This window comes from Sulfurovum xiamenensis (assembly GCF_030347995.1).
In the GTDB taxonomy this organism is placed as follows: Bacteria; Campylobacterota; Campylobacteria; order Campylobacterales; family Sulfurovaceae; genus Sulfurovum; species Sulfurovum xiamenensis.
This window is the reverse complement of record NZ_JAQIBC010000002.1, coordinates 356,512-370,412: the sequence shown is the minus strand read 5'-3', so window position 1 is coordinate 370,412 and position 13,901 is coordinate 356,512. Positions and strand designations below refer to the sequence as shown.

Here is a 13,901-nt window from a genome sequence, read left to right as displayed (position 1 = left end):
CATCCTCATATAAAGGAAAGACTATGGCATATATAGATTTAACAACACAAAATTTTAATGAAACACTGGACAATAATGAAATAGTCATTATCGATTTTTGGGCAGAATGGTGTGGGCCTTGTAAGCAGTTCGCCCCAATTTTTGAAAGGGTAGCAGAAAAGTATCCTGATATTACCTTTGCCAAGGTCAATACTGAGGAACAACCTGCGATATCGGCGCAGTACGGTATCCGTTCGATTCCAACACTGATGGTCAGCAGAGATGGTATCATCTTGCTCAATCAAGCAGGTATGCTCCCTGAAGAAGCCTTTGATAAACTCATCACCCACGTGAAGGGACTTGATATGGATCAAATACGTGCAGAGATAGCCAAAGATGAAGAGGATGACGAGTAACACATCATAGTGATACTCATTCATTATCCTTTGCTGCATGTTCAGCTAGTGTGAATGCACCTTTACACTTCAGTGCATCAAACAATGCTTCATGTCGAAGAGTCTAAAAATCATCCTCGTCGTCATCATCGAAATCAAACTCTAACTTTACGGGTTCTTCTACCACTTCTTTTAACTCACTGATATCTTCAGCAGGGATACTCAGTACCATTGAAACAAAAGAGACCAAAGCATTATCATCTATAATTTCCTGGCATACATTAGAGGTGTTGTAAATCGTAAGTATGCCGTCTTTTATAAGTACATCTCTGGTTCCAATACCTAGTTCCGCCGCGAGATTATGCAACTCTGGACGCGTAAGATGGACCCCGCTAATTTTCATTGAGAAGCCTTTTCTTATCTTTCCTGGGTACATTTTTTTATCCTTTAAGTATGTCTTTTCGTCGATTATTTTCAGATTATAGCTGATATAGTATAGGCATACCTTAGCTTTTGGCTTTTGGAAGCTCTAAAAACCCTATATTTACTGAAGGATACAAGAAGCCTGAAGCTTAGATAAAAACACTGAAAAGTGCTTAAAAAATAGGTGGTAAAGGATCAATAGGTCACTCTGAAACGCAGATAATAGCTGTTCTCTACACTACCGAATTCACTCTCTTCTGTTCCTCTATAAAGCATTGCACCTATTGATACGGAAGCATCGTCACTGAGACTGTAAGTGAGAAGAGGGGAGATGAAACTACTTTGGTCTTCTGGACTGTGTATCATACTCAGTGTACCGCTATAAAGTAGGTTGAAGTCATAATAGGCAGAGGCTCCTATATAGTCTGAAGAGAGATGACGGTTATAACCCAAGCTGCTTTTCTGGAAGTTGAGTATTTCATCAGTTGTATAGGTTTTGGTAGAGTGCAGCCACTCGGCCATGACGGTCAGTCCATTGACAAAACCATAGTCTACACCCAATATGGTTTGATAAAAGGATCTATCTAGCAGTTTATCTTTGTAGTACCCGCCTTCACTTCGCCATTCTATGCCAGTATCAAAAAGATTACCTTCTATCTCATAGGCGATCATTTGGGCATCATTACTTGAAAAGAGATCCAGTGCGACATCCCCGATCTTGGTATTCCCTTTGATCCTTCCTGCATATTTGTAACTACCATCATGACGTTTAGCTACCACTCCCATCATCTGGCTGAGTGTTCCCAGTGCATAGGTATAGGAGAGAGAAAAGTTACCATAGATCTGGTCAGGTTCCAGTGCAAGAGGATTTCTAGGGTTAAAAAGATCGGTAGGTGTCCATATGCGTCCCACACCCATCGTGATCTTTTGTAGACCGAAGAGTATATTATGTTTTTCATCTGCGTAACCGATAGAAAAACGGTGCAGCCGTCCAAATACTTCGCCATTCCCATAGTTTTTGCTATGTGTCTCTATGTCAAAGGGGGTATCTGCTTGGATAGAGCGAAAAAACCCGTATTCAAAGCTATTTATATAGGTTTCTCCGTAGTAGTTATCTATATCTGCGATGATATGGGCAAACCAATTTCTTTCTGTCATATTATCGGTCAACCTTAGCCTGTTGTAGTTATAGAGTGTTCTTTCCTGTTGAGTATAGGGTATCTTTGAGATCGTATAGTTGGTGTTCTCTATGGTGATGTCGTGCTCTATGGCCATGATCGGCACGGTCAAACAGAGCAGGGCTAGAGAGTTAACGATCTTCAACGACAACTCCGTCATCCAGAACTATGATACGTTTGGACTGTTCCAGTACATACTTGTCATGGGAAGCAAAGATGACCGTCACATGCTCTTTTTCATTGAGTGTTCGCAGCATATTCATCAGACGTTCACTGTTCTTTGAATCAAGGTTTGCTGTGGGTTCATCAGCGAGTATCAGTTTGGGACGTGAAGCAACTGCACGTGCTACAGCCACACGCTGCTGCTGTCCACCGCTTATCTCACCGGGCAGTTTGTCAAGAAGGTCTTCGATCTGCAATATAGAAGCCAGTTCCATGATACGTGCATCGATCTCTTTTTGATCAAACTTGAGCAGTTTCATAATGAACCCTATGTTTTCTCTCACATTGAGTACATGGATGAGATTGTAGGCCTGAAAGATAAAACCGATATCATGCAGTCTCAGTTTTGCCATCTTCTCTTCACTATAAGCCGATATCTCTTCTCCTTCAAAAAATATCTCTCCGCTTGTGGCAGAGTCAAGTCCACCTATAATATTCAAAAGGGTGGTTTTTCCTGAACCTGACTCACCACTCAGGGTAGTGAACTCACCCTTTTCAAAGGTAAGATTGATATCGGTCAGGGCTTTGACCTCTTTGGGGGTATCAGGGTAGAATGTTTTGTAGACATGGTTGAGTTTCATAACATTTTTCCTTGTATAACTTGTATAGGTTTTATCTTTTTCAGTTTACGCAGAGGCCAGATCACTGAGAGCAGGGTAGCAAAAAATACAGCAAAGAATGCTTGAAAGAAATAGTAAAGATGCATATTGGCATACATGACTGCACTGTAGCCATAGAGTTCCAGACCGGCTTCAAAAGCGCGCATATCCACACCTGCAGTTGACATATACAAAAGGAATATCCATCCTCCCAAAGCACCTGCTATATAACCGATCAACCCGAGAAAAGAGGCTTCCATAATGATCTGGTTTCTAACGGTTCTGTAAGGGGTTCCTATGGCAAGCATAATACTGAATTCGCGCATTCTTTCTAGAACTGAGACAAGCATTACACCAAAAATTCCCAGTGCAGCGACGATAAAGACAATGGCATAAGAGGCCAAATTGAAGATATTCATCCACTCCTGCATCTGTATCAGTAAAGGGTAGAGTTCATCCCATCGGAGTACATCTATGGCAGGAAAACGTTTTTTCAGCTCTTTTTGTACTGTAATGATACTCTCAGAGTCTTTCACACGCAACGCTATCTGAGTAGCACTTTGATGCACATCGAGAAATGTGGACATCTTTTCCATAGAGACAAATACAGCCTGATCATCGATAGTAGGGTTACCGGTCTTGAGAATACCACTAATACGAAAAGAGATAGCATTGATCTCACCTGTTGCATCTTGCGCGGTGAAGATCACACGGCTTCCTATGTTAAGATTGAGTTTTTTAGCCAGTGCTGAACCGATCAATGCCTTTTGACTCTTTTCACCAAAACTGTACTCCCCTTGGGTGATGAAATCATTCAGTTCTCCGAAATTCTGTTCATTTGAAAGAGAGATGCCTTTGAGGACTGCCCCAAGAGACTTGTGTGCGGTAGCGATGAGACCTTCTTTTTCCAAACGCACGGAGTAAGCGTCTATAGCTTCTATCTTGGAAAAAGCCTCTATATAGTTTGAAATAGGCGTGAGTCTGTACTCCAGTGTTTTATTCAGTCTATACTTTTTGTTGTAGAGAGATATCTCTCCTGAATCACTGCGGATGGTCGTATTGATCAAATGGAGGATCATACCATCATAGAGTCCCTGGAGTCCAAGCAGACCAGTCAGACTCAGTGCGATCATCATAATCACCATCAAAGAACGGGTTTTACGTCTCCAAATACTCAGCCAGGCCAGTACGGTACTCAGTGGATATTTAGACATATCTCATCGCCTCCATTGCCGTGAGTTTATTGACCTTGAAGATCGGGTAGATAATGGCTGCCAGATTGAGTATAAAGATCGTCAGTGCATTCCATGAGATGGTAAAGAGATCAAAGTTCATTGGTATCTCATCACTGACCACACCATACTCTTTATAGGTCTCAGCAATACCCGATATCACGATAGGGTGAAGTTCAAAGTAGTAGGCGATGGATGCACCGATAAGGGTACCCAGAATGATGCTGATCGTAGCAAGTATCAGGATCTCAATGAAAAGCATGCCAAAGATATCTTTGGATGTCAGTCCCAAAGCACGTAACAGTCCTATTTCTCTGGCACGCGTATAGATACTGACATAAGAAAATATCATGATCACAAAAAAGATCACGATAAAGAAGATGGAGATGGAGATATACCCGAAAATAGAATCAACCAGCATCGCCTGTACCAGTGCGGTAAGAAGTGTTTTCCAATTGACCGATTCATACCCTGAAGGGAGTACATTTTGAAGTTTTGTGGTCATTGTATCTATCTTGTCATTATCATGGAAGTAGAGGGTAAAATAACTGGCTATATTTTGACTCATCATCAGGGTGTCCAGATAGGATTTGTTGACAAAAGCGGACTGGGAATCAAATTCGAAAAGGCCTGTTTTAAAGATCCCTTTCACAGTAAAAAGGTCTGCAGCGATGGAGTAATCGACGGAAGATCCCACCATGGCTATCTCGCTGCCTACCTCTGCATCCAAACGCTCTGCAAGTGAAGAGCCGATGTAGATGGCATTGGTATCATTATCATCGAGATAAGCACCTTTGATAAGAGAATCGTTCAATTTACTCAGTGTTTTTTCCCGGGAAGGAATGATCCCTCCAATCAAACTTCCTATGGTCTTTATCTCTCCTGATAGTAGCGCATAGGTCTCAAACCTTGGACTATAGTGTTTGATGGAAGGGTCATTTTTGAGAATAGTATCAATGTGATCTGCATCTTCTATGAGATGATCGTAACCGCCTTCATCTCTATACCCGTCAAGATTCACATGTGCATACCCGGTATAGATCTCCACCGAACTTTTAATGATCTGATGGTGTGAACCATCCATCAGTGCAACATAAGATATGAAGAGAATCGTACTGAAGGTGCTCAAAAGCAGGGTGGTGATACTTCTGCCTTTGGATTTTACAATATTTCTAAAAGCGAGTGAAAAAAGCACGGTCCTACCTTTTACCTTGAATAGCGTTTCAAAGCTTGTTTTGTAAAATACGAAGGATCTATTTTTGTATCAAAGTTGACCTTCTCAAAAATCACCTTCGTACGGTTTTTCTTTTTGTCCGGATCTAGAGGCTGGAGTTCCATGACCATAGGGATCGTGTGTGAACCATGCGCTTCTATTTTGGAGAAGGTCATTATCCTTACTTTTTTCATCATGTCATCGTAAAATATCTCTTTGATGGGGACAGCCTTTTTGAGATCGACATCAATGACGATCTTTCCCCAAACGACTGCGGCATTGGGTTTTGGTATCAGTTCCAAGGTAGCAAAATCACCTTTCTTTGAGAGAAGAGAGGCGCTGTAGTCCTCTTCCAAAGAGCTCTCTTTGACCATATCATCATTGGTGAAGTCACTTCCCATCCAGCTTTGCAGCATCATAGATGGTGGTATCTTGATGGTACGTTCTATCTTGGGAATATACTGCCACATTTGATTGTCGATCTTTAAAAAGGTGATGCCTTTGTCTTTTTTAGGGTAGAGTATTTTGATAAAACTCTTGTCGTTCCCCTCAGACCAGCTCTCTATCTTTACCGTGCGTTTGCCACGCTTAGAGGTAACGATCATACTCATAGTGGAGTACATGTAGTCACCACGGAGATTTTTTTCAAGTTTTTTGATGATGGCTTGGGCTTCGTTAGCGTGTAAAGAGAATGCAATAAAAAGCAGAGAGATGAAGTATTTCATATAAGCCCCTTTTTTTTATTATAGCAAAATTGTAGATAGGTTTATTTTAGTTTGTTGATTCTCTTTGCGTACGCTAAAAACACTATACCTAAAAACACGATGAATGCTGTGACATAGAGTGTAGAATTATAGTTTCCAAAATGATTGATAAGAGCAACACTGTAAAGCGGTGCACCGACTTGACCGATGCCGTAAGCAGAAGTCATGGATCCCATAAGCACCACCGGATTTTTCCCGGCCAGTTGACCGCCGAGATTCAGAAACAGTGCTACAAGGCCTATGAAAGTACTGCCGTATAGTGCACCGCTGAGCAGGTTGAGTATGATGTTGTTACTCCATGCGGGTATGAGAATACCTATGATCTGCAGAGCCATCGCGATGATGATGACATTGACGCTTCCATAGTAATGTGCCCATCTCATCCAAAGGATAGAAGAGGGGATACCTGCAATACCCACAACAAGCCAACCGAGATTTCCATACCCCTCCAATCCTTCAAGAGAATTAATGATGTCCGGTAAAAAAGTACCCTGCACGACAAAACCGACACCTTCTGTGAAATAGGCCAAGATAAGCAGTATGACATAGGGTGAGAATATCGACTTTGAGAGAGGATGTTTTACCGCATCTTTTTTGACCACTTTATCAAAAGAGAGAATATAAAGCGTATAAAAAGTGATGATAAAAGCAAACAGAGATAAAGCCAGCCAGGCATCACTCCATGTACCGTTTTTCAGCACATACTGGCTGAGAAGTTCAGAGATGACTATGGCAAAACCAATACCGCTGAAGTGGATGCCCATAGCCTTTGTTTTATTCTCAAAGTTCAGTTTTACCATGACGATCGCACCACCCACGATAAGGACCATGGCTGAACCAAAACCAGCGATAATCCTTGAGATAAGCCACAATGTTTCATTGGTAGTAGTTGCCAGCACCAGTGTTGTAAGGATACTGAGTATCATACCGATGCGAAAATATTTTACTTTTGTGTTGATATCTTTGATAAAGATAGAAAAAACAGCACCAGTCAGATAGCCTGCAAAATTTGAGGATGCCAAGACACCGGCATAGGTAAGTGACAAGAAGTCTTCAAGCATAGAAGGAAGAAGTGAAGTAAAAGCAAACCTTGCCACACCTACACCTACGACGATAGCGAGTATACCGGCCAGGAGTATAGCAGTATTATGGTTCTTATCAAAAAGAGTTTTTATCATAATGGTCTTTTTTTTCGAATTATAGTCACAGTAGACTTAATTATGAGTCGTAAAAAACGTCAAGTATAAGAGGAAGATATTTCTACTGTATTTACGTGTGTATAGTCTATATGATAGATTTGTAGGTCGGTTTTAATCTTATGTTATAAAAGATAGTTATACAATAATCATTATGCAGAAACAAAAATTCTATGGCTTTTTACGAAAACAGATCTTACTGACAATAGGGTTCTCTTTTATACCCGGTTTTGCATACCTTGGATTGGGCTGGATGAAGGGGGTCCTGATGCCAGCTTTAATCGTGAATGGTTTGGTCATACTGGTATCAGTATGGGGATGGAAGCTTTATAGAGACTTTGAATTTGAAGAGATGGATAAAGAGGAGCTGAAACATTGGTATAGAAAACTGACACTCTTTTTTTATATCATCTTCGGCTTATGGACCCTTGATTTTGTTGTCTATTCAGAAGAGATAGAGAGTAAACTTCATTATATCGCTGTTTGTACGCAAGTAGGTATCTCTATCGTAGCATCCATATTGCTCTTTTCAGAAAGAAAACTTTTTTATCCTATTTTATTGATCCTCATTTTACCTTTGATCGTCTATTCTCTGTTGATAGGAGAATTCTATGGTGATGTGCTTTCTCTCTTCTCTCTAATTTTTTTGGGTGTATTGATCTACGCATCAGACAATAGCTATAACCTGATCCAAAAAGCCTATTATCAGGCACAGCATGATGCATTGACAGGTTTATATAACAGTCGCTATTTTATCAATTATATGGATTATATGATTAAGAGAATTCACGCTTCAAAAAAATGTGCCTATCTTTTGCTTATCGATCTTGATCATTTCAAAACGATCAACGATTCACTGGGGCATGAATTGGGAGATAAAGTACTTCAGGAAGTTTCAAAACGTATTAGAGAGTATTGTGAAGATACGCATACGATCGCCCGTCTTGGAGGAGATGAATTTGCAATCATAAGTGATACATTATATGGTGATGGAACTTGTCAGGAGAGTGCTTACAGTTTTTCTGTGGAATTGTTGGGGATTTTGAAAGAGACCTATGTGGTGGATCGTCATCATCTATATATTAGTGCAAGTATCGGAGTCAATAATCTGGGCGGTTCATCAAAAGAAGCCAGACAATTCATAAAAGAAGCAGATATTGCTATGTATCAGGCAAAAGCACAGGGGCGTGATGGGATCATTTTATTCAATGATGAATTGGCCAAAGAGGTTGAATATCGTCTGGAGATCGAACGAAAACTTTATTTTGCTTTGGAACATAATGAAATTGAACTGCGCTACCAGCCACAGTTTAACAGGGATCAGAAGATCATTGGTTGTGAAGTACTTGTCCGATGGAACAGTCCAGATCTTGGACTTATCTCTCCGTTTGAATTTGTTTCGATCTCGGAAAAGACAGGGCTGATCATTGAACTGGGAAATTATATTATTGAAGAGGCTTTTAAAACACTTCAGGCATGGGAGATCATGGGCTTAGACCTAAAACAGTTCTCGATCAATATCAGTGTGAGACAATTTTTTCATAGTACTTTTTTAGATGAGGTGAAGCGGCTGTCTGACAAGTATCTCAATGAAGATACAAGAAAAAAGATCATTTTTGAAGTGACAGAGACGATCCTCATTGAAGATGTTTATAGAATCAGTGTCATCATCAATAAACTAAAGCAGTTGGATTTTTCATTTTCCATGGATGACTTTGGTACAGGATACTCCTCGCTCAGTGCGCTACGTGAAATGCCTATAGAAGAGTTGAAAATAGACCGTTCATTTGTGATCCATTTAGGTGAGCGCAAATCGGATGAACTGATGATTACTACGATTCTTTCCCTGGCGAAAATATATGATCTTAAAACGGTAGCAGAAGGTATAGAGACACAAGAACAATTTTTATTTCTATTGGAAAATGGCTGTGATATGTTTCAGGGGTATTATTTCTCAAAACCACTGTCAAAAGATCATTTTGAACTATTTTATAAAGAAAGCTTCTCTAAGAAATTAAGTATATGAAAAATTTATTGACATTTATAATAGCCTGTGATATGATTAAGTATAGTTGAGTCAACTTTAGTTACGAAGCTGGCTCATTAAAGGAGTCAACATGACATCTAACAAAGATATGAAATACTACACAAAAGAAGAGGGTAAAGACAGGATCATCTGTCTGCTCTGTCGCCACTCCTGTAAACTGAAAGAGGGACAGGTCGGTATCTGCGGAATCAACAAAAACGTAGGAGGAGAGCTTGAAACGCTTGTATATGGCCATCCTGTTGCAGTCCATGTGGATCCTGTAGAAAAAAAACCGCTGAATCATGTACTACCAGGCAGTACAGCACTCTCCTTTGGGACAGTTGGATGTAACTTCAAATGTCCGTTCTGTCAAAATTGGGATATCTCCCAGGAGAAAAAAGTCAATGAATCCATCAATGTAAGTCCTGAAGAAATGGTCGAATTGGCCATCTCACATGGTGCAGAATCCATTGCCTACACTTACAATGAACCCACGATCTTCTACCCTTATGCCAAAGATATCGGTGTGATTGCGAAAGCAAAAGGGCTTAAAAACCTTTTTGTCTCTAACGGCTTTGAATCACCAGAGGTCATAGCAGATATGGCAAGCTGGGTGGATGCTGCAAACATCGATCTTAAAAGCTGGGATGATGCCTACTATAGAAAGGTACTCAAAGGCGGGCTCGATGAGGTGAAAGACACACTTAAAAGAATGATAGATGCTGGGATATGGGTCGAGATCACGACACTGCTTATCGAGGGTGAGAACGACAGTGATAAAGACTTGGAAGAGATGGCATCGTACATCGCCAATGACCTTGGTAAACATGTGCCATGGCATTTAAGTGCGTTCCATCCTGATTATAAAATGATGGATCATGAGAGAACAAAAATAGACACACTGATGCGTGCAAAAAAGATAGGTGAAAAAGCAGGACTTTATTATATTTATCTAGGGAATGTACCGGTGCATGCTGATACACACTGTCCGCAATGTGGAACGTTACTCATAGACCGTTCAGGCTATGATGTAACAGTGAATAACTTGGAGAATGGGCACTGTCCGAAGTGTCATAGAGCGATAGAAGGAGTATGGTCATGAGTACACGAGAAGCTTCGGTAGCCGGACAGTTTTACCCATCCAGCCCGGATGAGATACACTCCATGCTGGAACATTATAATCAAATTATTGATGAGCATCTCAAAGAGAAGGATAGTGTGCTACACCTTAAACCAAGAGCGGTCATTGTACCGCATGCAGGATATGTCTACAGTGGTTTTACTGCGAATATCGCATTAAGACTGTTGTCAAATTCAGATGTCAAACGTGTGGTGATCATCGGTCCTAGTCATAGGGTTTACCTCACTGGAACAAGTATTTCTGAATTTGATACCTATCATACACCTCTTGGTGCATTGCTCATCGATAAACCATTGGTATTAGATCTGAAAGAACGGTTTGATATAGGATTTGTACCTGAAGCCCACCATGAGCACAGTACAGAAGTACAGGTCCCTTTTGTCAAAACCTATACACCGGATGTGTCCGTGGTCGAGTTGGTCTATGGTGATGAATCACCACAAAAGCTGGCAGAGGTCATCGAGTATCTTCTGGATGATCCTGAGACTGCAGTCGTGATCAGTACGGACTTAAGCCACTATTATGATATCAAAAAAGCCAATGCACTTGACAGTATCTGTTTGGATGCGGTGGAGAAACTGAGCACTGCTGAATTGCATGAAGGATGTGAAGCCTGTGGTAAGATCGGTGTAGAGGCGATGTTGCTTGCAGCAAAAAAGAACGGGTTAAGATCTGTGCTGTTGGATTATCGTACGAGTGCGGATGCCAGCGGAGATGAATCACAGGTTGTAGGGTATATGAGTGCAGCATTTGTGGAGCAGTAGATGAAGAAGATGGATAGACTCGTGGATAGTATGATCTCCTCGAATATGTTGAAAAGTCCACTGATCATTGATGCCTTTAGAACGATCGATAGAAAATACTTTGTACCTGAAGAATATGAAGATGAAGCCTACGCAGATATGCCTCTGCCCATAGGAGATTACCAAACCATATCCCAACCTTCCACAGTAGCCTTCATGTTGGAACGTCTTGACCCCCAGGATGGGAACACGGTGTTGGACATTGGTTCGGGGTCAGGATGGACCACAGCACTTCTTTGTTATATGGTAGGAAATAAAGGCAGTGTGATCGGGCTTGAAAGGATCAGTATATTGGTGGAGCAAGGAAGAGAAAACCTTTCCAAGTTTGGTTTTAATAGTCATTGTCACATAGAAAGGGCAGGAGATACGCTTGGCCTGCCGGGAAAACAGTTTGACAGGATACTGGTCTCTGCTTCAGCTGATGAAACTCCGGAAGAACTTTTTTTACAATTAAAAATAGGTGGTATCCTGGTGATACCTATAGGAGAGTCTATTTTTAAATTTACAAAGACTTCAGAAACAAAGATTGAAAAAGAAGAGTTTTACGGATTTGTGTTTGTACCGTTGATCTACTGACTTTTACAGGCTCAATATATACATACATTTTTTGTGTATCAAAATGGACAGATGATTAGATGCAACTCTCTGTATGTACACGTTTTTCATGATATGCATCCTTGATAATATCTATACCACCACGAATGACTATGATTGAAATAATCATACCAACAATCAGATCTGGTAATCTTGTCTCTAAAAGATATACAAATCCACCACCAATAATAATACCTACATTAGCAATCACATCATTTTTTGAAAATATCCAACTGGCACGCATATGAACCTCACCTTTTTTGTATTTTGAAATCAGGATCAAACAAATAATGTTTGCTACTAGAGCTGCCATCCCAACAAAAATCATCAGGAGTGACTCTGGTTCACTTCCATAAATCAATCGGCGTATAACATCTGCAAAAACCAATACTCCCAATATTACTTGAAAAATACCGCTTAAATGTGCGGCTTTTATTTTTACAAGCGGTGATTTTCCAACTGCATACAGCGCTATACCATAGACTGTTGCATCAGCCAACATATCAAGAGAATCTGCTATGAGGGCAGTTGACTCACTCAAGATGCCAAGTGTAATCTCAGCCATAAACATAAAGGCATTGATACTCAAGAGGATTTTTAATACCTTGCCTTCTAAACGATGATTGATTTCCGTGTCAGATCTACAACTTGCTATTTTTATTCCTTCTATCTATGATTGACAACAAGAATCTGAATCTTTCTGCATGGGAGGACAGGGGACTGAACCGTATGAACAAAAGACACAGCAATCACCCTTTTTAGGCTTAAGAATTGCACCGCAATTCTCACACTCATAAAACCATTGACACGCATCTGTTGGCATGATTTCTATTTTTTTATAACCACATTTAGAACATGTGATCTCAGATTCTAAAATAAGTTCTTTTTTCACTGAATCTCTATTCATTTTTAAAAATATTCTCCTCGTCTGCATATGTAATAGAGGAACACAAAACATCCCAGTAAGATGGACAGGTAGAGCTTCGTTAGGTTTTAAATGCCTCTACATCTCCAGGATGCCTTAACATCTTATTCACACTATCAAGATGCATCTCCTCTTCTACGATCATTTCTCTGGCGTATTCTTCCAATAACACGGAAGTACCACCTTCTGTTAGTTTCAATAATTCGTAGTAGGCATCAAGAGCTGTTTTTTCATGCTCCAGGCTTTCTCGGAGTATATCTCCAATGTCATGCTTCGCTGTTTCAAGTAACTTTCCAATACTGAGTGATGGATGACCACCCAAAAGCGTTACAAGTTCACCAGCCCTATGTGCATGAGTTAAACCTTCTTGCGCATTACTTTTCATCCAATCAACTATAGGTAACCTATTGTAGCCATAAACCATTAAAGAGTAATGGGTATAACGTACAACCCCGGCTAATTCGACCTCCATTATCCTGTTTAAGATCTCAATAGCATTTTTTGTATCTGTATTATTCATTTGTCTATCCTTTCCGTCAGCTTTTATTTTTTTGCATAGGAACAATTTTTAGTAGACCAAGTAAGCACTTGCTTGTTTTATTTGGACACTGTATCCAGAAATCGTATAAATATACAATACTACAATGTAATGAGTGTGTAATGGAAATTCAAATGCTGGTATTATTTACGATTGAAGTAGGGGTATTGCAAAATTACAGTATACGTTTCACCTTGGCCATTAAAAGTGGTGAGATCAAACTTACTGCCAGTACAATGATAAAGAGGTTTCCTCTCATAATATGAAAGACCTCTGAGATATCAGACCATGATTTCCCCATCACATAATAGCCAAAGATGAATTCAAACAGGAGTGTCATTAAAACCCATTGAAGTCCAATAACAAAGTAGGTAAGAGCATGATGTTTTCCAAATAGTGGAAAAGAGACATAGGTAACGATCAATACGATCATGGAGAGTGTGATACCACTCACCGGCACTGCCATATTTGGACCAATCATGCCAACTAAAACATTTTCTCTAAAGATACCGTTGATGATCGCCATGAAAGCTATGATCAACCAGATCATACTTGTTTTCAGAAAAAGATTGACTGTCATATGACACTCCTGAGGCAACATACATACAACCATTATCTCTTATTTTTGCTTTATTTCAGTAGGAAGGTTTTTTGATAGGTAGGTGGGATTATA

The 13,901-nt window shown here is 40.2% G+C and carries 16 protein-coding genes; 5 read left to right on the top strand and 11 right to left on the bottom strand.

Going from position 1 to position 13,901, the window contains the following annotated elements:
• Positions 1-23 precede the first annotated feature (23 nt).
• Positions 24-395, top strand: a complete 372-nt coding sequence (trxA, locus tag PF327_RS04985) for a thioredoxin (protein WP_008242488.1) — start codon at positions 24-26, stop codon at positions 393-395.
• A 103-nt stretch (positions 396-498) separates the two neighbouring features.
• Here trxA and PF327_RS04980 read toward each other — a convergent pair whose 3' ends face one another.
• The 7 genes from PF327_RS04980 to PF327_RS04950 all read right to left on the bottom strand — a co-directional run bounded on the left by PF327_RS04980 (position 499) and on the right by PF327_RS04950 (position 7,183).
• Positions 499-777: a hypothetical protein gene (locus PF327_RS04980; protein WP_155993680.1), complete on the bottom strand. Its 279-nt coding sequence runs from the start codon at positions 775-777 to the stop codon at positions 499-501.
• Between the two features lie 215 nt (positions 778-992).
• A complete protein-coding gene (locus PF327_RS04975; protein ID WP_289401560.1) occupies positions 993-2,120 on the bottom strand; it encodes a hypothetical protein in 1,128 nt (375 codons plus the stop codon).
• On the bottom strand, positions 2,107-2,778 hold the full coding sequence (locus PF327_RS04970; protein WP_008242492.1) for an ABC transporter ATP-binding protein: 672 nt from the start codon (positions 2,776-2,778) through the stop codon (positions 2,107-2,109). Before PF327_RS04970 ends, PF327_RS04975 begins: the two co-directional genes overlap by 14 nt.
• A complete protein-coding gene (locus PF327_RS04965) occupies positions 2,775-4,010 on the bottom strand; it encodes an ABC transporter permease (protein ID WP_289401559.1) in 1,236 nt (411 codons plus the stop codon). Before PF327_RS04965 ends, PF327_RS04970 begins: the two co-directional genes overlap by 4 nt.
• Positions 4,003-5,223: an ABC transporter permease gene (locus PF327_RS04960; RefSeq protein ID WP_289401558.1), complete on the bottom strand. Its 1,221-nt coding sequence runs from the start codon at positions 5,221-5,223 to the stop codon at positions 4,003-4,005. Before PF327_RS04960 ends, PF327_RS04965 begins: the two co-directional genes overlap by 8 nt.
• Before the next feature lie 11 nt (positions 5,224-5,234).
• Positions 5,235-5,966: an outer membrane lipoprotein-sorting protein gene (locus PF327_RS04955; RefSeq protein ID WP_289401557.1), complete on the bottom strand. Its 732-nt coding sequence runs from the start codon at positions 5,964-5,966 to the stop codon at positions 5,235-5,237.
• A gap of 41 nt (positions 5,967-6,007) precedes the next feature.
• A complete protein-coding gene (locus PF327_RS04950) occupies positions 6,008-7,183 on the bottom strand; it encodes a YbfB/YjiJ family MFS transporter (RefSeq protein ID WP_289401556.1) in 1,176 nt (391 codons plus the stop codon).
• 286 nt (positions 7,184-7,469) lie between these two features.
• Here PF327_RS04950 and PF327_RS04945 point away from each other — a divergent pair, with 286 nt between their 5' ends.
• The 4 genes from PF327_RS04945 (at position 7,470) to PF327_RS04930 (ending at position 11,747) form a co-directional block, all read left to right on the top strand.
• Positions 7,470-9,227, top strand: a complete 1,758-nt coding sequence (locus PF327_RS04945; protein ID WP_289401555.1) for a putative bifunctional diguanylate cyclase/phosphodiesterase — start codon at positions 7,470-7,472, stop codon at positions 9,225-9,227.
• Between the two features lie 91 nt (positions 9,228-9,318).
• The gene (gene amrS / locus PF327_RS04940) at positions 9,319-10,329 is read left to right on the top strand and encodes an AmmeMemoRadiSam system radical SAM enzyme (protein ID WP_008242499.1); all 1,011 of its coding nucleotides are present in this window, start codon (positions 9,319-9,321) and stop codon (positions 10,327-10,329) included.
• The gene (amrB, locus tag PF327_RS04935; RefSeq protein WP_008242500.1) at positions 10,326-11,132 is read left to right on the top strand and encodes an AmmeMemoRadiSam system protein B; all 807 of its coding nucleotides are present in this window, start codon (positions 10,326-10,328) and stop codon (positions 11,130-11,132) included. Before amrS ends, amrB begins: the two co-directional genes overlap by 4 nt.
• Positions 11,133-11,747, top strand: coding sequence for a protein-L-isoaspartate O-methyltransferase family protein (locus PF327_RS04930; protein WP_008242511.1), 615 nt, complete (start codon positions 11,133-11,135; stop codon positions 11,745-11,747).
• A 55-nt stretch (positions 11,748-11,802) separates the two neighbouring features.
• Here the strand turns inward: PF327_RS04930 and PF327_RS04925 are convergent, their stop codons facing one another.
• The 4 genes from PF327_RS04925 to PF327_RS04910 form a co-directional block, all read right to left on the bottom strand.
• Positions 11,803-12,354, bottom strand: a complete 552-nt coding sequence (locus PF327_RS04925; RefSeq protein WP_008242513.1) for a cation efflux transmembrane domain-containing protein — start codon at positions 12,352-12,354, stop codon at positions 11,803-11,805.
• Positions 12,355-12,435: 81 nt separating this feature from the next.
• Positions 12,436-12,672 carry a GDCCVxC domain-containing (seleno)protein gene (locus PF327_RS04920; RefSeq protein ID WP_289401553.1) on the bottom strand — a complete coding sequence of 79 codons (237 nt, stop codon included), beginning with the start codon at positions 12,670-12,672 and terminating at the stop codon, positions 12,436-12,438.
• Between the two features lie 79 nt (positions 12,673-12,751).
• Complete coding sequence (locus PF327_RS04915; protein WP_008242516.1) at positions 12,752-13,210, bottom strand: ferritin-like domain-containing protein; 459 nt, start codon at positions 13,208-13,210, stop codon at positions 12,752-12,754.
• A 193-nt stretch (positions 13,211-13,403) separates the two neighbouring features.
• On the bottom strand, positions 13,404-13,808 hold the full coding sequence (locus tag PF327_RS04910; RefSeq protein WP_008242517.1) for a hypothetical protein: 405 nt from the start codon (positions 13,806-13,808) through the stop codon (positions 13,404-13,406).
• Positions 13,809-13,901: the final 93 nt, after the last annotated feature.